This is a genomic window from Haliscomenobacter sp. (assembly GCF_041740695.1).
In the GTDB taxonomy this organism is placed as follows: Bacteria; Bacteroidota; Bacteroidia; order Chitinophagales; family Saprospiraceae; genus Haliscomenobacter.
In genome coordinates this window covers 104434-125074 of sequence record NZ_JBGSLK010000026.1, presented here as the reverse complement: position 1 = coordinate 125074, position 20641 = coordinate 104434, and the positions used below count along the sequence as shown (strand labels likewise).

General features: G+C 44.6%; 18 protein-coding genes. 5 read left to right on the top strand and 13 right to left on the bottom strand.

What is annotated here, in order from left to right:
• Positions 1–60: 60 nt before the first annotated feature.
• The 5 genes from ACEW9O_RS05930 to ACEW9O_RS05910 form a co-directional block, all read right to left on the bottom strand.
• A complete protein-coding gene (locus tag ACEW9O_RS05930; protein WP_373549215.1) occupies positions 61–891 on the bottom strand; it encodes an oxidoreductase in 831 nt (276 codons plus the stop codon).
• A gap of 82 nt (positions 892–973) precedes the next feature.
• A complete protein-coding gene (locus ACEW9O_RS05925; RefSeq protein WP_373549214.1) occupies positions 974–1858 on the bottom strand; it encodes a helix-turn-helix transcriptional regulator in 885 nt (294 codons plus the stop codon).
• 129 nt (positions 1859–1987) lie between these two features.
• The gene (locus tag ACEW9O_RS05920) at positions 1988–2467 is read right to left on the bottom strand and encodes a hypothetical protein (RefSeq protein ID WP_373549213.1); all 480 of its coding nucleotides are present in this window, start codon (positions 2465–2467) and stop codon (positions 1988–1990) included.
• Between the two features lie 137 nt (positions 2468–2604).
• Positions 2605–3534: a YHYH protein gene (locus tag ACEW9O_RS05915; protein WP_373549212.1), complete on the bottom strand. Its 930-nt coding sequence runs from the start codon at positions 3532–3534 to the stop codon at positions 2605–2607.
• A gap of 157 nt (positions 3535–3691) precedes the next feature.
• On the bottom strand, positions 3692–5038 hold the full coding sequence (locus ACEW9O_RS05910) for a YHYH protein (protein WP_373549211.1): 1347 nt from the start codon (positions 5036–5038) through the stop codon (positions 3692–3694).
• A gap of 291 nt (positions 5039–5329) precedes the next feature.
• On the opposite strand from ACEW9O_RS05910, the gene ACEW9O_RS05905 reads away from it, so the two are divergent.
• From ACEW9O_RS05905 to ACEW9O_RS05885, 5 genes are all read left to right on the top strand, one after another.
• Entirely contained in the window at positions 5330–5890 is a 561-nt protein-coding gene (locus ACEW9O_RS05905; protein ID WP_373549210.1) for an RNA polymerase sigma factor, read from the top strand.
• A 62-nt stretch (positions 5891–5952) separates the two neighbouring features.
• Complete coding sequence (locus ACEW9O_RS05900) at positions 5953–6234, top strand: hypothetical protein (protein ID WP_373549209.1); 282 nt, start codon at positions 5953–5955, stop codon at positions 6232–6234.
• Positions 6224–6682, top strand: a complete 459-nt coding sequence (locus ACEW9O_RS05895) for a hypothetical protein (RefSeq protein ID WP_373549208.1) — start codon at positions 6224–6226, stop codon at positions 6680–6682. The genes ACEW9O_RS05900 and ACEW9O_RS05895 overlap by 11 nt, the downstream gene beginning before the upstream one ends.
• A complete protein-coding gene (locus ACEW9O_RS05890) occupies positions 6672–7388 on the top strand; it encodes an MbnP family protein (protein WP_373549207.1) in 717 nt (238 codons plus the stop codon). The genes ACEW9O_RS05895 and ACEW9O_RS05890 overlap by 11 nt, the downstream gene beginning before the upstream one ends.
• Entirely contained in the window at positions 7372–8385 is a 1014-nt protein-coding gene (locus ACEW9O_RS05885) for a cytochrome-c peroxidase (RefSeq protein ID WP_373549206.1), read from the top strand. The genes ACEW9O_RS05890 and ACEW9O_RS05885 overlap by 17 nt, the downstream gene beginning before the upstream one ends.
• A gap of 28 nt (positions 8386–8413) precedes the next feature.
• Here the strand turns inward: ACEW9O_RS05885 and ACEW9O_RS05880 are convergent, their stop codons facing one another.
• The 8 genes from ACEW9O_RS05880 to ACEW9O_RS05845 all read right to left on the bottom strand — a co-directional run bounded on the left by ACEW9O_RS05880 (position 8414) and on the right by ACEW9O_RS05845 (position 20121).
• The gene (locus ACEW9O_RS05880; RefSeq protein ID WP_373549205.1) at positions 8414–8830 is read right to left on the bottom strand and encodes a hypothetical protein; all 417 of its coding nucleotides are present in this window, start codon (positions 8828–8830) and stop codon (positions 8414–8416) included.
• Between the two features lie 193 nt (positions 8831–9023).
• Entirely contained in the window at positions 9024–9593 is a 570-nt protein-coding gene (locus ACEW9O_RS05875) for a Crp/Fnr family transcriptional regulator (protein WP_373549204.1), read from the bottom strand.
• A gap of 111 nt (positions 9594–9704) precedes the next feature.
• Positions 9705–10421, bottom strand: coding sequence for a DUF6089 family protein (locus tag ACEW9O_RS05870; protein ID WP_373549203.1), 717 nt, complete (start codon positions 10419–10421; stop codon positions 9705–9707).
• Between the two features lie 25 nt (positions 10422–10446).
• Entirely contained in the window at positions 10447–12261 is a 1815-nt protein-coding gene (locus ACEW9O_RS05865; RefSeq protein ID WP_373549202.1) for a DUF6089 family protein, read from the bottom strand.
• A gap of 460 nt (positions 12262–12721) precedes the next feature.
• Positions 12722–13669 carry a magnesium transporter CorA family protein gene (locus ACEW9O_RS05860; protein ID WP_373549201.1) on the bottom strand — a complete coding sequence of 316 codons (948 nt, stop codon included), beginning with the start codon at positions 13667–13669 and terminating at the stop codon, positions 12722–12724.
• 100 nt (positions 13670–13769) lie between these two features.
• On the bottom strand, positions 13770–14423 hold the full coding sequence (locus ACEW9O_RS05855; RefSeq protein WP_373549200.1) for a hypothetical protein: 654 nt from the start codon (positions 14421–14423) through the stop codon (positions 13770–13772).
• Positions 14424–14433: 10 nt separating this feature from the next.
• Positions 14434–15729, bottom strand: coding sequence for an ABC transporter permease (locus ACEW9O_RS05850; RefSeq protein WP_373549199.1), 1296 nt, complete (start codon positions 15727–15729; stop codon positions 14434–14436).
• Between the two features lie 165 nt (positions 15730–15894).
• Entirely contained in the window at positions 15895–20121 is a 4227-nt protein-coding gene (locus ACEW9O_RS05845) for a T9SS type A sorting domain-containing protein (RefSeq protein ID WP_373549198.1), read from the bottom strand.
• Between the last annotated feature and the right edge of the window lie 520 nt (positions 20122–20641).

Below are 20641 nucleotides of genomic sequence, written 5' to 3'. Positions count from 1 at the left end.
AAACCAAAGTTAGTCGTATCCAAAATGAAGTTTTATGATTTGACTGTAGTCAACTAAGTGCTAATAAACCGCGCCTTCAGCAATGTCGCGATAGTTATCGAGGTCGGTTTGTACACTTGCTAACTTGCTTGTCAACGAGTGCACCGCAACTTTCCCCAGTGGTAATCGCAAAGGCGGCGTGTCAAGGGTAGTAAGGTTGTAAATGGCTCTGGCGGCTTTACGGGGGTCGCCTTCTTGCAGACCATCCACACTTTTTAGCTTCTCTCTAAATACCCCTGCGGTTGCGAGGTAGTCATCAATTGTTTGCTCAGCAAATTTGAGGCTACTGCCTGCAAAATTCGTCCGGAAAGGTCCGGGCTCAACGATGGTCAGTTTAATGCCCAAAGGCGCAATTTCCTGTGCCAATGCTTCACTAAAACCTTCCAAGGCAAACTTACTGGCATTGTAAATACCAAATCCGGCAAATGCTTTAAAACCTCCGTGCGAAGAGATTTGAATGATGTGTCCACTTTTTTGTTGGCGGAGCAGGGGGAGAAAAGTCTTGGTGAGGTTTAAAACCCCAAAGAAATTTGCTTCAAAAACGGCTCTGGTTTCTTCGTCGCTCGTTTCTTCGATTGCCCCTGCAAAGCCAAGTCCGGCATTGTTCACCAATACATCAAGTTTGCCGAAATTTGCTAATACCCATTCAAAAGCATGTTGAATTTCTGTTGAATTGGTCAAGTCAAGTTTGATTCCGATGGCTTTGTTTTGATGCAAATCATTAAAAGCATCAATTTGTGCTTGCTGGCGAAAGGTACCGATGACCCTATCGCCATGCTCAATAACGGTTTGGGCCAATGCCTGACCCAAACCACTTGAAATACCGGTGATCAACCAAGTTTTCTGTGTCATTGCCAGAATATTTTAAAATTAGTTTGTCATTATTGACTATGCAAAGGTGCGGCAATGTGGAGCCTGGATGTTATAACAGAACCTACCTTGTTCGGTATTTTTCGGACATTTTACTTCTAAAGTCCTGTGGCGTATGGTTGGTAAAAGATTTGAAGGTTTTGGCAAAGTACGAACCGTCAGAGAAGTTCAATTCAAAAGCAATTTCAGCAATGCTTTTGTCGGTAAAAGTCAATAGCCGTTTGGCTTCAAGAATGCTTCGGGCCCTAATGATGTCCGTCGCGGTGTTGTTGGTGATTGCTTTGCAGATCAGGTTGAGGTGATGTTGGGTAATGTGCAATTGCTCAGCGTAATAATTTGCGGTTTTGTTTTCCCAAAAGTGATCTTCTAGTACTTGTTTGAATTGCTTGAACTGGATCAGGTATTTTTTTGAAACTATGGTAGGATTTATAGTATCGATGTATCGCTGAACTTGAGCAAGCAGGATGTGCAAGTACGCCTGAATGATGCTGGTGTTGCGGTCTTTGCGCTTTTGTTCGGCTTCAATTTGGTAAATGAGATTGGATACCTCGGCAAAGGATTTTTTGGTAAATTCAATACAAGGATTTGAATACAGGTTGTCTAAAAAACTCAATTCAAATAAAGGGTCCTTGTTGCTTCGGTTGAGCAAATAAAAATCTTCTGAAAACAGGATTGTTCCGCCGGAAAGTGGTTTCCATTCTTCAAAGTGATGCACCTGGTTGGGCGAAATAAAAAACAGGCTATTTGGTTTTACTTCGTATTCGTTGTAGTCAATAATTTGTCTGCTTTTGCCTTTTTCGGTCCAAAGTATTTCGTAGAAACTGTGTTTGTGAAAGTCATCAACATTGGGTTCAGCCATTTCGTCAAACCGCAGGATTTCAAATTCAGTCGGGTTGTGCGGCTGGTTGATAAAATGCCCAATGTTGTACATTTGAAAAATGTCTTTCATCTTGTAAATCTGCTCTTCCGATTTATCAAATGGTAATTTGGCAAAAAGGTTTGAATAAAAAAAATGAAGCGCAATACTGTCGGGGTACATTAGTACGAACGCACCCCGACAGAAAAATTTTCATACTTTTCAATATTTCTTAATGACTGCGATGCTGAAGGTGCCAACGATCACAAAAATTGCTCCCCATAAAAGGTTTTTAACAAAAGAAGAACTGCTGTCTTTTACAATCCATTCTGCATTTTCCACACTCAACAGTACTTCTTGGTTATTGGTATTGTTTAAAATGAATTGTTTCTGCGGTAAACCTTTCGCCGTAAGAATTAACTCACACTGATTGCTCGGCATGTCTTCAAAAAATGCGTTTCTGATGTAGTAAGATTTGATCGTTTGGGGCACCTTGGCCAATTCCGCAACAACTGTTGTTTCGTGCCCAAGTACAACCTGTGGATTGATCAATCTAATGGTGTCGTTGTTGATGATTACACGACAAGTATGCTCAAAACGTTTGATCACCAATTGGATGAACGCTTCCGGCGTTTTGTAAGCCCCTTTCTTGTTGTGAAAATCAACCTCCCCCTCAAAAGCCGTCAGCGCACTCCTGATCATCAATAGATTTTTGCCATCTTGCTCAAAAATCATAATGTTAGATAAATCAGGTTGATGCGCATGAACGACACCAGTACACAACAACAGAAGAGTCATCGTGATCAACCTCATTTTTGAAATTCTATCCATTTTCATTGTTACTGTGCGTATGCACCAGCTAATTTATTGATGAAGTTATTGGAACCCGGTTTGTCCACATGATAATGGTAGCCTCTGGTCGCATCATAATGTCCACGGTTGGCATCCAAATCGGTGTATTCGGTTCCACTTGCACTCAATCTTTCAAAGAGGCCAAAACCATCCATTGCATAACCAATCATTGCGGCATGGCCATCTGCTTGAGCAATTTTTGTTGTCAAGCCCGTTGCAGCATGATAATGATAACCCGCGCCTAAATTAATGTGACCGCCAGCATCGTCAAACGGAGCCAATGTATAAGCACCTAATATCGCATTCGTAGGAGCAGGTGCATCGAATACGACGCCATTGAACGCCAGACCTCTCGTGGATGGTCCCATTGCGCCCGGTCCATTGCCAAAACTCACCGCTGTAGTCAGTTTTACAGGCGTAACGGGAATGTAATAGGTTTTTGTCAAGGTTGAAACATAAGACGGCAAACATTCAACACAGTAGTTTTTATACGCTGCGCCAACATTTGGGTTGGCCGCCGCCTGACAATCGGCCTGCGTTAGGGTTCTGGTGATGGCACCCGTAGTGGTGTTGTACATGGCCCAGGTTGTGTTGTTGTAAAATGTTGCCAGGTTTTTAATAAACGCACCGTCAACATCATAAACGTTACCACCTTCTAACCAAATGCCTCCTTTACTTTTGTCATCAGAGATATTCGTCGGACACCATGGGCCCATGTTGTGGTCGGTCGGGGTAGCTTTAGTTACGATTTTGTAGCAATCGGCGGTTGTACCGTTCGAAAGCGTACGAGAAACAGTCGTGATGGGTTCGGCCAATCCAGCAACAAGAAAATCAGTAGCTTTCACCTTGATGACCGTATCCGTGGTGGTCGTAGTGGTGGTGGTCTCTTCTTTGTCACAAGCAGTTATGGTCATCATGAGCATTAAAGCTCCAAAAAGAACATTTTTCATGTTTTAAAAAATTAAATGCTTAAAAAATTGGTTGTTATAATTATATAGACACATTGGGCCCTTAAAACTTGCGTTTGCATCTACTTTTTTGCTAAAGCAGCAGCTTTTTTTGCACGCCTTTGAATTATTTTTGCAATACTACTTTACGGGTCGTCTGAGCTTTGCCGTCTGAGATTTTAACAAAATAAGTGCCTGCATACAAAGTCTGTGTATCAAAATAAGCAATCGTACTGCCTTTATTGATCTGAGTAGATTTGACCAATTTACCAGTCATTTCATACAAATCGATGGTGTAATCTTCCTTGACCAAATCACCTATTTGGATAGAAATCAAGTCGGCGGTCGGATTTGGGAAAACCTTGATTTGTAAATTGTTTAAAGCACCTTCTTTTGTACTCGATAGGGTATTGAGGTAGGTGGTTACTGGCTCTGTAACAGAAGTTACTTTTGATGCGCTCAATACGCCATAAAAAGTAGGCCCAACGGCATAAGGGTAGGCCGAATTCCAACTGGCATCTACTGTAACAAAATAGCAATAAATGCCATTTGGATATTCAGGTGTTTTACAAATCCGGCCATTGTGAACATCCAGGTAATCGGATGCGGTATTGCCAACGAACTCGTAGTCTTCTCTAAAATAACCCAATGGATAAGTTGTAGTAGAAGGAACCGTACCCGTGCCCCGGGTTGTTTTTAACTGATAGCTCGATTTCATGCGGGCAATACCGCCCGTGCCATCCGTGTTTTTATACCCGTAAGCGCCGTAAATGGGAAAACCATCGTAAGCAAAACCGATAAGGGGCGAATGTTTGGTGCTGTCCAGTTTGTACAAACCGTCAGCATCGTACAGGTTACACACCGTTGAAACGACCTTCAAATCCAAATCGAAAGCGCTGGGGTTTTGATGGTGGTGGTAGTTGCCCATCGCAGGATGCCCTTTGGCACAATCAAAACCCGCTCTTTCTGCCAAAATAGCATCTCTGTTCCAGGCCTGGGTTGCGGCCATACCTCCTGGGCAGGTGGGGTTGCCGGGGCCGCCACACAGTGTATTGGTCGTGGCATTCCAGGCTACACCGTCCCGATAATCAAACAAGGCCACACCATTGATGAATACGCCAATATTCCCGCCGGTGGTAGCCCTTTTTGTGCCCGTGTTTTCTGCGGGTGAAAGTGGGAACTTAAAAATTGCATTCTGGTTGCTTGCCTGGCTGGGGTTCCCATCTTGAAAGGGGCCCGTTGCATATGCGGGGATACCCGTGCAAGTCACGTATGCGAAGTTTGTTGAATATTGCACCTTCTGGCAATTGACCAAAATATTGTTGGGGATTGACATTGAACCACCTGCGACGGTGTAGTACCTTCCCGTAACTGTAGTGTTTTGCAGCCATGATGTGATGGCTGGATTGGTTTGGGCAAAAAGCACTGGTGCCAATAAAGCCAGGGCGATTGTGGTTAAAAGGTTTTTTTTCATTTTTAATTCACTTAAAAACAGGTGATTGAATCGAGTATTACACAATAGTCTCTTCTTTAGTAACTGGTTTGCTGAGAAACTTGCGCTGCGTTTTAAGTTTTTTTTCAAAAAAGAGAGGGGGAAATAGGGAGAGAGATTTTGGGAAATATTTTTCAAGCTGTACCACAAGTTTTTTGTCAAATGGGTTACCAACGAAAGGGTAGGCAAATACAGCGATTGTAAGCACGGTATTGCTACATTGAGCAAAAGCACTGAACAGCAAAACGAAACTGGCTACGAAAACAAACTTATTTGGACCAACAAACCATCGAAACAGCGTTAATTGCCCAACTTCGACAAGGCAATGAAGCGGCTTTCAAACAGGTGTTTGAGGCGCATCAAGACCGCATATACAATACGATTTTATACATGATACAATCCACCGAAGAAGCCGAAGATCTGACCCAAGAGGTATTTGTGGATGTTTTTTTAAACATAGACAGCTTTAAAGCTCAATCTAAACTCTCGACCTGGATTTACCGCATTGCAATCAACAAAGCCTTGAACCATCAACGCTTTAAAAAAGCAAAAAAACGATTCGGTGCAGTCCTATCTGTTTTTAATTTATCCCTCGTAGATGAGGTGTCTGATTTTGTACATCCTGGCATTCTTTTGGAAAACAAAGAATTGTCGAAATCACTTTATCAGGCGATTGACCAATTGCCCGAAAAGCAAAAAACCGCTTTTGTGCTGCGGCAATTAGAAGACTTGTCTTACGCTGAAATCGCTGAAGTGATGCAAACAACGCTCTCTTCGGTAGAAGCTTTACTTTTTAGGGCTAAACAGAATTTGCAAAAGATTTTGAAAAGTTAAAGTACTCATGAGCGCAAGTTTCTCTATTACTAAGTGTCTAAACACTTGAAAAACACAAAGAAATGGACAATTTCGATGAAAACAAATGGGTAAAACAGTCCGCTGCCGCACCCGCAGGCATGTATGATCAAGTGCGCCAACGCACCATACAGAGGCGTATCCGAATGGCTCAAACCCAGCGCCAATTGGTTGTCGGATCGGTTTTGTTGTTTGTTATCGGCGCGTTCAATATTGGCATTGTGCTTACAAACAAAGAAAAACAGCCTGTTTTTGAAGCAAATGCGGAGCAGGTATTGTATGAAACTTACTTTGACAATGCCTTAAACTTGTCCTATGAAAAATAAGGCGCTTAAATACTTAGTGGCAATCACCTTAATCATCAATGCTGCGACCTTGCTTTTCTTTTGGTGCCACCGCCCGCCACATGGAGGCAATCCAGGATTAAGACCAAAGCGTGTGCTGGTTGAAGCATTAAAAATGGATAAAAAACAACAAGCCCTTTATCGACCTTTGCATCAAGGGCATCACCGGATTCATGATAGTTTGTTGACCCTAATTGCTGCAAAAAGGCAAGTCCTGTATGCTCAAAAACAAGTAGCAAATGATTCAATGTTTCAAGAAATAGGCCTTTTGCAAGCCGAAATTGAGCGCGTAACTTACGAGCATTTTAAAGATGTGCGTAAAATATGCACGCCCAAACAACAAGCACAACTGGATGCCTTATTGGGTAAAACGGTTCAAAGAATTTTGATGCCGAAAAACAACCGACAAAAGCCTGGAAATGAGCGTTAAATCCCGAATTCTTCTCTTCCTCTTGTCTTTTTATGCCTATCCAGCCATCGCGCAGTTTAGCATTTTACCTGTTTTTGGGGATCAGCCAATCGTAGAAAACACCTGGTATGTAAGCACAAAAGGGGATAGTATCCAGTTCGACAACATCCGATTTTATCTGTCCGATATGCAGTTTGAAATGGACGATAAATCCAGGATCAAAGACACCGTAAGTGCCCATTTAATCGATGTTTTTGACCCCGCTACGCTACACATAGCGTTACAAAAAATAGACTTAAAACGCCTCAAAATGATACATTTCAACCTCGGTATTGACAGCTTGACCAATGTTTCAGGTGCCTTAGGTGGTGATTTAGACCCACAAAAGGGGATGTACTGGGCATGGCAAAGCGGCTACATCAATTTGAAAATTGAAGGCAGAAGTCCTCGGTGCAAGACCCGAAAAAACGCATTTCAATACCATATCGGTGGCTATTTACCACCGTTCTACAGCATGAGAAAAGTGGAATTACCCGTAAAAAACGCTATTGTAAATCGAAATCAGGACGCAATCCGGCAAGAGGTCACTATAGCCGTCGACTTCTCTCTATTTTTTGGAAACCTATCCATCGCTACCCAAAACAGCATCATGATGCCCGGCAAAGAAGCAATGCAATTGGCCGATTACAGTACCTCAATGTTTTCCATTTATGCGCCTAAAAATTAAGCACGTCATTTATTGCCTCTTCGGTTTTTTCACCCTCATCACCTTCGCTTTTAGTGAGCTAAAAACCACGCCGATGCCGCTCGTTATTCCCGAGGGTTGGCCAAAACCAGTGTATGATTTCACTAAAAATCCCTTAACAAAAGAAGGATTTGAGTTGGGTAGGCAACTGTTTTATGACCCCATTTTATCGCGAGACAGTACCATTTCCTGTGCCAGTTGCCATTTGCAAGCCACTGGTTTCACGCACGTTGACCACGATTTAAGTCACGGTATTGAGGGTAAAGTTGGTACACGCAACTCCATGGCGATCATGAATGTGGCCTGGAGTAAAAATTTCATGTGGGATGGCGGGATCAATCATTTGGACATGCAGCCTTTAGCCCCCCTCAGTAGTTCGGTAGAAATGGATGAAAAACTGGAGCATGTGATTCAAAAATTAAGTGCCGCTAAAAAGTATAAAACTCTATTTTTCAATGCTTTTAATGATAGTTTAGCAAGCGGTCAAAAAATGCTGCTGGCCTTTTCACAATTTACGCTGCACCTCAACTCTTACAATTCAAAATACGATAAATACATCCGCAATGAAGCAGGTGGGGATTTTACTGAACAGGAAAAAAATGGTTTGCAGCTTTTCAGAAAGCATTGCGTGTCCTGCCACGCTGAGCCTCTTTTTACCAATCAAAATTTTGAAAAAAATGGACTCCCCATCGACCCCACTTTGAATGATTTGGGCAGATTTGCCATCAGTCGTATGCCCGTCGATAGTTTTAAATTCAAGGTACCTACCTTGCGCAACATCCAATTCACTTTCCCCTATATGCACGATGGGCGTTTTAAAAAGCTGCGAGAAGTCCTCAATCACTATACCGAAACCGATGCATTAAAAGCACAAATCATCCTTAGTTCCAATGAAAAAGCCGACATCATCGCTTTTTTGTTGACCTTGACAGACAACGATTTTCTGTTTGATAAGCGCTTTGGGTTTCCAAGAGATTAATTTCTTTGATCATCAATTGTAAAATTCCTCACCCAATGATCCGATTGTCTTTCGCGACATAACGCGCAAAGCCCAATAATGCTCCAACAACCATGATGTTGCGGAAAAAATTCACCATTTCCAGCTCCATTTCGCGGGCCAAGTCAGCTGTCATCATTTCAGTGCTCAGTTCATGGCCATTGGCTCGTGGCAAGTGTACCAAGACAGCCATTAGAATGACGTAAAGCGCCATGAGGATGTAAGCCAATTTATCGTATTTGCCAATCACCGCACTGATGATGAACAAAACAATACAGACCATTGTGAAATAATTCCAGAACAGTGGAAAAGGAAGATAGTCGGGTACAAAACCTGCACCTACTTCGGGTTTGCCCAAGTGTAAGCCCACGTACATCAAAAACGACAGCGGGAATAAATAGCGGCCAATGCTCAATAACTTATCCATGATGATTAGATTTCGAAGGGTGACATAGGACGGATTTGGGTATCAACAGCATTAAGCCCGCGTCCATCATGTGTCAATTTGGTGATTCAATGCCACAAATTTCTGGCAATGGACCCAAATGACTCTTGATAAATGTCAATGATTTGAGCACTTAGGGGCGATAAAAAAATAAGTGATCATTTTGCCCCACGACTTATAACTTTCCTTTGAGGCGGGTCATGGTTTCGGGGGTGATGCCCAGGTAAGAGGCAATCAGTTTGCTGGAAAGGCGGGTCATGAGTTTGGGCTTATTTTCCATCAGCCACTTGATCCGCTCAAGCGCATCCAAGGAAGTCAAGGTGTTGACCCGGTACACGGTATTGCTATAAGAAAGCTCCAAAATCTGCTGGTAAATCTGTGCGAAGGCTGGAACTTCAGCCGAAAAATGCTGAAATGCATCGTAATGAATGCGGAGTAGTTTACAGGGTTCGGTACACTTGATGTATTCATCTGAAGGTTGTTGGTTTTTGAACCCAAAAATGTCGGTTACCCACTGCTCCTCGGTATAGAACTCGCGGGTGGATTCATTGCCATTTTTATCGATCACAAATACCTGCAAACAGCCTTCAACGATGAAGTAGACATACTTGCAGACTTCCTTTTCTCGAAGCAAATAGGTGCCGCGTTTGAGCCGAAGGGGTTCAAACGCTTTAGCTACTTCTTCGAAGCGCTCAGGAACTTTCCCTAAACGTTTGATGATGTGTTCTTGAAGTGCAGCGTACATAACCATTAGTTTAGACAAACAGTTGGTTAAACCATTTCAATAGTCCGTAAGATTTGAGGAGGCGAGGCCATAATCTTACGGACTATTGTTTCTAAAAATTCAGCAAACTTATCACCAACGGCGAGGATTACCAAAACGACGATACACCACGATACCAAAATTCATGTAAATATCTTTGGCATCGGGTCCGGCGGCAAAACTGATCCCATCAAGATAATCGGTAAAGCTGGCCCGGATACATCCCTCAAGGGCAACGGTGAATCCTTCTGAAATGTCAAATTTCATCCCCAATCCAAGGGGAACACTTACGCCTAAAATGGAATTCCCATACGCCCGGTCTTTTTGGATTCCCGCTTTTACATCATCGCTGTTCCCATTGTAATTGGAAAAATTGGTGTTGAGCACGCCCCCCATCAAACCCACTCCGGCATACAAATAAGGGGAAATCAATTTATCCATGTTGACATTTCCAGCTGCATCGGTATAATAGCGATTGGAACCAAAGGGCTCCCATTCGCCCAAGACACTGATTTCTATCAGATTAGTGGTAAAATCAAAATCGCGGGATTCACGACCTGTGTAGTTGTCATCGTCTCCCTGAAGTTTGAGGTAAGTAATGCCGCCCCTGAAGCCCAAGCGGTTGGATAAATTTGAGCGGGCAATCAAGCCTATGCTTGGGGTAAAGTCCTGGAAGCGAGGAGTAAGTGTTGGGTTAATATCCCCTGAGTAGACCGCCATTCCAGCGAAAATTCCACCTTCCCACACAGATTGAGCTTTGATCACGGTCATACACATGATCAAGCACAGAAAAAGTACTGATTCTTTCATACTTAAATAGTTTTTGGAAAAAACACTACTGCACAACATCCAATACAAATTCAACTCGGCGATTGAGCACCCGTCCTTGGGCTGTTTTATTGCTCGCAATTGGTTTTGTTTCGCCGAGTCCATCATGCTCGATTCGTTTAGCGTCGATAGAACGCAAAAGCAAGTAATCATAGCATGATTTAGCGCGTTTTTTTGACAAATTTAAATTAAATTCATCTTTTCCTTGACTATCTGTATGTCCTTGAATGCTCAATTGATACGCAGGATAGCTCAGCATCAACGCAGCTACTTTATCGAGGATTTTTTGGGAACTAGGCAATAGTATCGCGCTTCCGGTTTTGAACCGGACTTCCTTGCGAGCCCTCAAAAGTACGGCCTGGTCTTCCTTACGCAGTTCGGGGCAACCGAATTTATTTAACAATCCGGCTACTTCTGGGCAACGGTCGTCTAGGTCGATCAAACCGTCTTTGTCGGTATCCGGGCAACCAAAATGCCCAGCAGTGGTATCCGCTATCTCGGGGCAACGATCATCGGGGTCGGGAAACCCGTCGCCATCGGTATCGGGACAGCCTTTGAATACCAATGATCCAGCTTTATCTGGGCAGCGGTCGTCCAAATCGATTAAACCGTCTTTGTCCGTATCCGGGCAGCCATATTGATTGGTCGTATCAGCTACTTCGGGGCAGCGGTCATATTTATCAATCAGACCGTCGCAATCGGTATCGGGCTCCGGGCAACCATTAGAGCCAGGCAAGCCCTTTTCGTCTGGGCAGGGATCATCTTTGTCAGATACCCCATCCCAATCGGTATCGGGGCAGCCCCCAAAGCCAGGCAGGCCCGGCAGATCGGGACAAGCATCGTCAATATCCGCAATACAATCGTTGTCTCGGTCGGGGCAGCCCTCGGTTTCCACAATACCGGAGTCGCGGGGGCAAAGGTCGGCAGAATCCATAAACCCATCGCCGTCTGTATCCGGGCAACCACCACTGATGAGGCTACCTTTTACTTCCGGACAGGCGTCTTCGGCGTCTTCTACCCCATCGCTGTCACTATCCGGACAACCTCTGGCCGATTCTACCCCCTTCAGTCGGGGGCAGGCGTCTATTTTATCCAAAAAACCATCCCCATCACTGTCACGTACGCCCATCCGCACGATTAAATTGACACCGGCTACTGCATACCAGTCCCGTCGTTTGGGGTTTCCTGAAGCACTAACCCCATCAATGTAATCACTATCGGCAAAACGGAGTGCTCCTTCTAAAGCGATGGTGGTGGATTTACTCAAATCCAGGCGCAAGCCGCCGCCAAAAGGCACTACTGGCAATTGTACCGTGCGGCTTTGGGCCTCATCGGCTAAGATGGGAGGAGCAATGTTTTCATCCACTTTAAAATCGACCCGATAATCTGTTTCTGGTTTGAATCTAGCCAACCCAATGCCCCCGAAAAAATAAGGAGTGACCTTGGGATGATAGCGGTATTTACTTTCTGGATAATGGGATTTGCCAAAAGGATCCCATTCAAAAGTGAGGCTGAATTCGGTGAATTTGGTCCGAAAGGAAAAGTCGCGCAAGCGATGTGGCGCGTCTTGTGGAAAATTTCGGTCACTTCCACTGAGCTGAGTGCTCAAACCCCACAAACGGGTCGAAAATGAAGGCGTCAGATAATAGCGAAAAAATCCACCATAAGCTGGATTCAACTCTTTCAACAGCGGATAGGTCTCAGGGTTAAGATCCCCTTGGTATCCAGCACCTCCTAGCAACAATCCAGTTTCCCACCTTACTTGTGCAGCAAGCCAAATGGGCAAAACGCAGCACAGTAAAGCAATGGTGTAGTTTCTCATTCCTTCTCTCATTTTCGTAGCTTCGTGTAGGAGCTCTCGAAATTAACAATAACTGAAGTAAACCTGGACGACGATAAGTTGGTTATGGAGTCAGTTGGTTATGGAGTCAGTTGGAAAAGTATGCTTTTTTTAACGATTTTTTAAGACTTATGGTATTGTGGCAAGGTAAAAATAACAAATAAGAAAAAAAAGGGTGAACCTTATTCAAACGGTTCACCCCAGTACCAGTAAGCAACAAAGAGGGATTCTTTTCAGCATCCCTGTATCTTAAAATCAAAATTATTTCTTTTCGATTTTATGTAAAATTAACACCATCAAAAATCACTTGTAAAGAATAGTTATCCACACAAAGTGGAAAACTTTTATAAGCCCTACAAAATCAGCAAATTAAAAGGAAGAATTATTTTTCCACATGTGGATAACTCAAATAAAATGTGGAAAACCCAGCGAGAAACCTACCTTAAAACAGGCGTTTGCGTTGAAAATACAAGGCGAGTAGCAAACTGATGACCAAGGCCAGCACAATAATCAAATACACGGCAAAGCGGCTGCTTTGAAATGGCAAAGGTACGTTCATGCCAAAAAAACTGGCGATCAAGGTTGGAACAGCCAGGAAGATGGTGACCAGGGTGAGGCGATGGATTGTAACGTTCATGTTATTGGAGATGATGGACGCATAAGTATCCATCGTTCCACTGAGGATATTGCTGTAAACGTTCGACATTTCCAAGGCCTGTCCATTGTCGATGATGATGCCTTCAAAGAGGTCAAATTTTTCCTCATCATCCCGGATGGCCAAAAAATCGGTACGTTTCATCTTCATGTTGAGCAAGTCGTTGGCGCTAAGTGAGTTTACAAAATACACCAAACTTTTTTCAATGCTCAACAATTGCCGCAGTTCCCGGTTGCGGCTGGAGTGGTAAAGCTCCTGTTCGATGAGGTTGCGCTTGAGGTCCAGTTTTTTCAGACAAGTCAAAAATCGATACACGTTTTGCTCCAGGATTTGGAGCACAAACTGGATGTTGTCCGCCGGATCAAAGTTTTTCACCTTGTCGTCCAAAAAACGTTGCAAAACCGGATTTTCGATGGAAGTGATGGTGATGACATGTTCATCGGCCAAAATAATACCAATGGGGACCGTGATGTAGATGGCATCGTTTTCTTCTTCGGTTGGGTTGAGAACTGGTGTATTGACCAGAATGAGTCGAACCTCTTCTTCGGTTTCATAACGTGAACGTTCGTCAATATCCAGCGAGTCGGTAAAAAATTCGAGGGGAGAATCAAAGGTTTGTGCCACCTCCTCCAACTCTTCTTGATTGAAAGGGGGGGTAATATTGACCCAACAGCCTGCTTCAGGTTGCTCCAGTTCCTTCAATCGACCATCCACTTTGAGGTAATATCTGACCATAACGTTTAGCGTTTGGGTTCCAGAATCTGGTTATTTCCCGACTCCTCAATTCGCCCGCAAACTTAACAAATCTGTTCCTAAATCCGCCTCAAAAACGGTTTTATGTTGCATTTCGTATCTGGTCGATGAAGGTTTCGTACAAAGGAAGGTCTATAGCACAGGCTTCCGGTGCCCAGGAGGCCTGACGATCCTGGAGCAGTAGGAAATAGTCCATGACCAAATCCCCTTGTTGCTCCAGGTTAAATTCGGAAATGTGTTGAGCATTTTGCAAAGCAGCTAAGCCCCCGTAATTGTAGCCCATGGCCGAACCTTGCGCCCGCAGTGCCCGTGGAATGTAGGCTGCGCCTTGCTGGTAATATTGCCATACGTGCACCAATTCGTGAATCAGAATGGCCTCCGAAAAGGGGCCCCAACTATTGATGGTAAAGCCGGACACATACACAATGCCTGTACTGCGGGTGCCAATTCGAGCACTTTCATCGATGCGCACCAAATCCAAAGGAATGACATTGCCAAAAACCATGCGGGCGGAAAATTTTTCTGCGTCGCTTAAGGCCCGGGTGTTTAGTTTGAATACAGTAGCATTGAGCAGTTCAAAGCAGTCCAACACCCCAAAAAGGTCAAGTACAACAAAACCAAAATCAGCTAAATGTTGATAGCTAGAGCGCTCAAACAACCTGCGGATACGCTGCGGGTAAGTCCAAAACCACCAGTTCAGCCGAAGCAATAAATAAGGTTTTTTTCTTTGGCGCATGCGTGGGTCATTAATCAAAACGAATGGCCTTCACCGGGCTAATCCGGCTGACCAAATAAGAAGGAATGACCAAAAACAGCAGCGTAATCACCAGTGTACCAATGTTCAGCAACAAAATACTCCAAAGGTTGAAGTGAATGGGGGCATAGGATAGGTAGTAGTTCTCCTCATCCAGGCGAATGAATTTGAAATATTTTTGCAAGAGGCACAAGCCAATGCCCAATAAATTGCCCCAAAACAAACCATTGAGGATGATGTACGCGGCGTAGTATAAAAAGATGCGCCGAATACCCCAATTGCGCGCGCCCATACTTTTCATTACTCCGATCATGTTGGTGCGTTCAAAAATGAGGATCATCAAGGCCGTAATCATGTTGATGATGGCCACGATGACCATCAGGCTGAGAATCACCACCTCATTGATGTTTTGCAAATCCAGCCAGTTGAAAATACCAGGAAATTTTTGGCGGATGGTTTCGGCGTAGAGTTCGTTGGGAATATGGTTGTAATAAATGTCTTCTGAGAGGGGTTTCAGGTCGTTGATGTCGTCGAGGAATACTTCAAACCCGGCAACCTGATTTTCGGTCCAGCCGAGTAGTTGTTGGATTTTTCGGATGTCCACCAGGGCAAATTGGCGGTCGTATTCTTCCAAACCCGTTTTGTAAATGCCGCAGATTTTGAAGCTGCGTTTGAGTTGTTCGCCGTTTTGCACAAAATGAACCCGAAAGCCATCCCCTACCCCCACTTTGAGGCGATTGGCGGTCGTACGCGAGATCAGGATTTCGTTGGATGCCGTACTGTCTTTGGTGTTGATGGGGCGACCCGCTACAAGGTATTGGCTCAAAAATTGCCAATCAAAATCCTGTCCTACTCCTTTTAAAAAAATCCCTTCAATTTCGTCTTTGGCCTTGATGATGCCCCCTTTGAAGGCATACACCTGAATGTGCCTTACTCCACCATTGGTAAAACGGGTGCTTTTGACCTCCCGGCCCAATATGTTGCGTTTTTCGATAAAGGCTACACGATCAATGGTATCCAAAGAGGGGTAAAAGTCCTGGTTCATGTCCACATAAGATTCTTCCAGCAAATTCTCATATACACTGGCATTCGTGATGTGGATATGCCCCCAAAAGCCAAAAATTTTACTACTGATTTCCCGCTTGAATCCCGAAACCAGGGCCGTAGCGCAAATCATCACACTGATACTCAGGGCAATGGCGATGACCGCGATCCGAATGATCACTCGCGCAAAGGACTGTTCGCCTTCGGCAGCAACTTTTTTGGCGATAAAAAAGGAGTAATTCATGGAGGCGAAGATAAGGGTAAGAGTTGAAAAGTTGAGGGTTGAAAAGTTGAAAAGACACAGGTAACTCAAGATTATTGCATCACTTCTAAAACACTGCACACGCTTGACTATCTAACTTTCCCTCTTTTCAACTTCATTTCAACATTTCAGCCCTAAACTTTTCAACTAATACAACACCATTTTCAAGGTCTTCCGATACATTCCGGCTTGCAAAGTATACAGTAAGACGCCAGATTGGTTTAAATCGGCTTTATCAACCACAATTTGATGATGGCCAGCAGGGTAGGTTTGAGTGAAAGATTTGAGGATCCGGCCCGACAAATCGCTGATCTGCAAGACTGCCGGGCCCGCTTCGCTCAAATCAAATTCGATGGTCGTAGATTGGCTGAAAGGGTTGGGTGAATTGGGATAAAGTTGGGATTGGGGCAGTGTGGTCCCGGCATCAACAGGGTGCTGAAGGACAATTTTTTCTATACTTTCCTGTAGGGTGTACCCTTCTGGGCTTAGATCTCTTTCGGCAAGCTTGAACAAATCACTGGGCGCAATCGATTTTTTTGCCCTGAATTGTAGGGTAGCCAATTGACCTGCTTTTTTACCCGTATTGATCCAGGATACCCGCACCAATCCACGTTCGAGCTCACTCAGCCCAAAACTTTCCATTCCGGCATCCTGGTATTCGATCTGGTTAAACGCCAAAATCTCTGGGTCGAACTGTAAGCTGAACTGAGCGCCCAACAAGTCGCTGGCATAAGGCAGGTTTAAGGCCATGGTATACACTTCCCCTGCTTTTATTTCGCTGGGTAAAGCGCCAATTTGTAAGGGTCTTTCGGCCTGATCGCGTAACTCCGGAGCTGCACTTAAATTTTCCCGGGCCGCATTTCCACTGACATCCCCCATTTTTATCCCCACAAAGTCCGCCCCCAGCATTTCGCTGTTCAGGTTGTTGTAATTGCGCAATTCAGGGAAAATTTCCGCCAAGGGGTTTTGATTGTCTTTGAAGCGGAAGGAGGCATCTATAAAGCGCCAACTTGGGCATTTTTTAAATTCCAAATCCAGGCGCAGCACCACTTTGCGGATTTGGATGATGTCCAGGGTAGACACATATCCTGACAAATCCACATCTGCGGCAATAAATTTATAAGGGTTATCAAATGGCATAGCCCCTAAAATATGCCGGGTAATGACAACGATGTCATAAGTACTCACCCCTTCCAAATGGTTGGTATTCAACTCAGGCGAAATGGTATAATCATTGTTTTCTTTCAATTTCTGAAAGCTATATTCCCCTTTTGCACTGCTGAGTGTTGCTTCGTTTTGAAGCCCGCTCAATCGTACATTTACATTTTTCATGGGGTTATTGGTGAAGGTTTTAATGGTGCCACTGATGCTGGCCTTGCCTGCTGTAGAGCATAGCCCACGATTGTCCTGCACCAAGACATAGGTTTCACAATAACCATAATTGCCTCGGGTGTCCCAGGCATACACATACACCAGGATACTGGGCTGATCATCACAAGTTAAGGCCACGCTTGTGTGGTTGGGATCGGGCTTTTCAAGGCCACTTTCAATGTCATCGGCCCGATGAATCGAATACCCTACGATGCCTGAGCAATCTTCCACCTTGCTGGCAACAAAATCTTTGGCCCAAACTACGGCTGCTCCCGGATCGAGGTCACCATCGCCATCAATATCTTCCGGTACAGGCAGGGGCATAAGTTCCACCACCAAGCCATTGATACAAATTGGCGCAGGGCCTTTTGCATCCCGCACTTCAATTTGGATGGTTTCACGACTTGTATTTCCGCAGCCATCGGAGGCTACAATTTGGACTTTGTGAATGCCAATCGGCAATCGCTCCAGGATGCGGTAGCGCGGGTAAGTGCCTGCCAATTTCAAACTGCGGTCAATTTTTCCATCGGCTTTTTCATCGTACAGGGCCTCCACTTTAAGGTCCTGGCTATTGCAATTTTCAGCGATTGAAAACTGGTAGTTTACATCTCCGGTACAATCATTATTGCGGGCATCAAAAAAGCTACTGCTCAACAGGGTTATTTTGGGTGCCTCATCGTCGTAAACCTTGATGAGTTGGGTATATTCCCAAATGCCCCGCGACTGCAAAAGAGGACGTTCGATGCTATTCGTCCAGTGTCCTTTGGTATTGGGAATGGTATTGTTCACAATTTTATCCTGATCGATGTAAGTATGCCCATCGGGTTGAACCAGGAGCCAAAATGCTGTATTGCCACGCTCTCCATCATTATCATAGTCACGATCTAGAATAACGGGCAAGGTACCTTCCTTGTATTCACACCAATTGATGATCGTCCAGGTGCGCAGAATTTTGTAACATTCTTGTCCACTTGCCGTAAAACGTACATCGTTGACACTGAAGGCGAGAATGTTGCAGCCATTTTCCTGATGTAGCAGCTTGTTGCCAGGTGGAATTTGCTGACAATTGACCGAGGTATCCTGGGGAAAACGGATGGCATAATCCCGAATAGCAGTGAGCCGAATGACCTGATAGCACTCTGGGCTGCGCTGTTCATTGGCCTTACCCAGGTTGCGCACCACTTGCCAACGGCGGGTAATGGTGCCCACGCCACAATTGTCCAGTTTATCAAGGGTTGGCAAAGCCACAATGTTCAACAAACCACATGGATCATTCAAGACCCTGGCCGTACCATAGACACTGAGGTTAGCCAGGTTTTTATCGGTACACAGGATATTGGTGTCAGCAGGTACTGCGCATTGCAACAAAGTTTTGTCTTCTATTGGAGCGTCCAGCCAACACTTGCTGGTATTGCCCGCAGCGTCGGTAGCAATGAGCTCTACCCGCACTTTGCTGCCAATGTCACAGCAAAAAAAGTCGACCCGCTCGGCGGGTAAGGTATAAAAAATACCGTTTTCGAGGCTCAGCGCGTCTGCGGTATCCAATTTGCCATTGCCGTTTTGATCAAAAGACATCGTACAGGAAGCGGGTACTGCCCGACGTACCTTGAGCGATTGCAATTGGCAATTGTCGCTGGAGCCTTCGTCTACATCGGCCACCGTAAGTCGGCCATAACCATTGCTTACACTGACATTAATCACATTGTCGCAACGCACCTGTGGAGCAATTTTATCTTTGACCTGCAACTCGACGGAGTCGCGGCTGCTGTTCAAACAGGGATCATTGGCATAAAAAATCAAGCGGTGTTTACCCACTGGCAAATTGCTCATTACCCCATTGCTGATGGGGTAGACTTTTTCTTGCCAAACCGAATCGCCCACACTGGGCCGCAATACATACGATTTTACCTTTACACTCAATTGCACCGCATCACAATCACTAAAACCAATCTGGTAAAGCCGCTGCAACTGATCGGGAGTGACGGGCATCGTTGCAGTGCACCCCATCGGTTGGGTGGAAACCTCAATGGGTTTGTTGGGCTTGGAAATGACGGGTGCTTGCAGGTCCCCGATTTTCATTAAGGTGGTATCCGTATGTACAATGCCACCTGCACACCAATCAAATAACTTCAAGGATTGAATCACTTTACGGCCCCGGCGACAAATCAGAATTTCAGTGACCTTCCGCTCAATGGACAAACCACAATATTCCCGGTCAAAAAAGGTAGTGTCTCCTACGGCATTGATCCAGAATGGATACAGTATCGGGGTGCGGATGATCTCCGGGATGCAGGAATGAATAGCCGTATCTCTGGGGAAATGTAATTTTTTCCAGTCAGGTCGCCAAAAAACAATCACCTGGGTGCTGTCTTTGCGGTTGCCAGAGGCATCTTCTGCCGAAAAATTGCGGTATATTTTGGCGTAAAAAGTACTGTCGCAGTCCCCCAGTACCAGGCGATCATTGACCTTCAAATTGCTGAGGATTCCATTACAATTGTCGGTGAATAGTACGCTCCCGGTGTAGTAGTTGTACTTTGTTTTTTGCCAGGAAGCGGGAATGTTATAAATACTGTCAATGTCAAAGCACAACCAATCCAGTGTATCACGCGCCCAGTCAAGCGCTTGCACCCTGGGTGCTCGTTTGTCCTCGGTGATTAAGGTACTTTGGCAAATGATGCTTCCAGAGACAATATCGCGTACGAGGTAGGCATATCTTCCAACCCCATCGGCAACATTGCGGTTAAAGGGATTCTGGTCGTTGACGAGTACCTGCAAGCGTGCCCAATCGGTGGCATCGTCGCCATCTAGCAAAACCTGTTGTGGGTTGATGGTAATTTGGCAATTTTCATCGAGGGTAAAAATGACATCTTGGCGGCAGCTAAGTGCGGCAAAACTCGACTGAGACGATCGGGGTTCCCAAAAGAAGGACTGTTGTGGAAGGGTCGCAGCAATCGCCCCCACAAAAAGATAAGACAACCATGCGGCAGTAGACAATAATCGCATAGTTTGGTTTGATAGATCGCCTTAATAGTTGGGCAAAAATAAGTGTTCATTTTTCTTGAGCCAAAGGATTAAATAAGGCACTTGAAATGAACCGTTTACTTATTTAATCCTCTGGCAAAATGAACACTTATTTTTTTATTGCCCCTTACAAAATCTACGGAGCTTTCCTTTTAAACAAAAAGCTGTACCGTTCGCTCAAAATTAACGCGCATTTGGATAATATAAGGTGTTTGAAGGGAAAAAGTTTAGTCTGAGGGGGTACAAATAGTGAATGACGAATGTTTTGAATGATGAATGACGAATTGGGTGGTAGCAACTAAGATTTTTTGGAAGCGCTGAACTTGGATTCCATTTGTATGAACTTACGAACAAATTTGGAGGGCAATGCCCTAAATTCGTCATTCGTCACCCGCTGGTACAAACTTTAATGTTATGAAAAACATACTCTTAGTCGCCTGGCTGTTTTTTTTGCTCGGGTGCGATCATTCCGCGCCTTGCAAGCCAACATTTTTTAATGCCT

What these genes read in the sequence shown, in the direction of transcription:
- ACEW9O_RS05930 (WP_373549215.1), bottom strand. Translation starts at nt 891, where the DNA reads ATGACACAGAAAACTTGGTTGATCACCGGTATTTCAAGTGGTTTGGGT.
- ACEW9O_RS05925 (WP_373549214.1), bottom strand. Translation starts at nt 1,858, where the DNA reads ATGAAAGACATTTTTCAAATGTACAACATTGGGCATTTTATCAACCAG.
- ACEW9O_RS05920 (WP_373549213.1), bottom strand. Translation starts at nt 2,467, where the DNA reads ATGATCAGGAGTGCGCTGACGGCTTTTGAGGGGGAGGTTGATTTTCAC.
- ACEW9O_RS05915 (WP_373549212.1), bottom strand. Translation starts at nt 3,534, where the DNA reads ATGATGACCATAACTGCTTGTGACAAAGAAGAGACCACCACCACTACG.
- ACEW9O_RS05910 (WP_373549211.1), bottom strand. Translation starts at nt 5,038, where the DNA reads ATGAAAAAAAACCTTTTAACCACAATCGCCCTGGCTTTATTGGCACCA.
- ACEW9O_RS05900 (WP_373549209.1), top strand. Translation starts at nt 5,953, where the DNA reads ATGGACAATTTCGATGAAAACAAATGGGTAAAACAGTCCGCTGCCGCA.
- ACEW9O_RS05895 (WP_373549208.1), top strand. Translation starts at nt 6,224, where the DNA reads ATGAAAAATAAGGCGCTTAAATACTTAGTGGCAATCACCTTAATCATC.
- ACEW9O_RS05890 (WP_373549207.1), top strand. Translation starts at nt 6,672, where the DNA reads ATGAGCGTTAAATCCCGAATTCTTCTCTTCCTCTTGTCTTTTTATGCC.
- ACEW9O_RS05885 (WP_373549206.1), top strand. Translation starts at nt 7,372, where the DNA reads ATGCGCCTAAAAATTAAGCACGTCATTTATTGCCTCTTCGGTTTTTTC.
- ACEW9O_RS05880 (WP_373549205.1), bottom strand. Translation starts at nt 8,830, where the DNA reads ATGGATAAGTTATTGAGCATTGGCCGCTATTTATTCCCGCTGTCGTTT.
- ACEW9O_RS05875 (WP_373549204.1), bottom strand. Translation starts at nt 9,593, where the DNA reads ATGTACGCTGCACTTCAAGAACACATCATCAAACGTTTAGGGAAAGTT.
- ACEW9O_RS05870 (WP_373549203.1), bottom strand. Translation starts at nt 10,421, where the DNA reads ATGAAAGAATCAGTACTTTTTCTGTGCTTGATCATGTGTATGACCGTG.
- ACEW9O_RS05865 (WP_373549202.1), bottom strand. Translation starts at nt 12,261, where the DNA reads ATGAGAAACTACACCATTGCTTTACTGTGCTGCGTTTTGCCCATTTGG.
- ACEW9O_RS05860 (WP_373549201.1), bottom strand. Translation starts at nt 13,669, where the DNA reads ATGGTCAGATATTACCTCAAAGTGGATGGTCGATTGAAGGAACTGGAG.
- ACEW9O_RS05855 (WP_373549200.1), bottom strand. Translation starts at nt 14,423, where the DNA reads ATGCGCCAAAGAAAAAAACCTTATTTATTGCTTCGGCTGAACTGGTGG.
- ACEW9O_RS05850 (WP_373549199.1), bottom strand. Translation starts at nt 15,729, where the DNA reads ATGAATTACTCCTTTTTTATCGCCAAAAAAGTTGCTGCCGAAGGCGAA.
- ACEW9O_RS05845 (WP_373549198.1), bottom strand. Translation starts at nt 20,121, where the DNA reads ATGCGATTATTGTCTACTGCCGCATGGTTGTCTTATCTTTTTGTGGGG.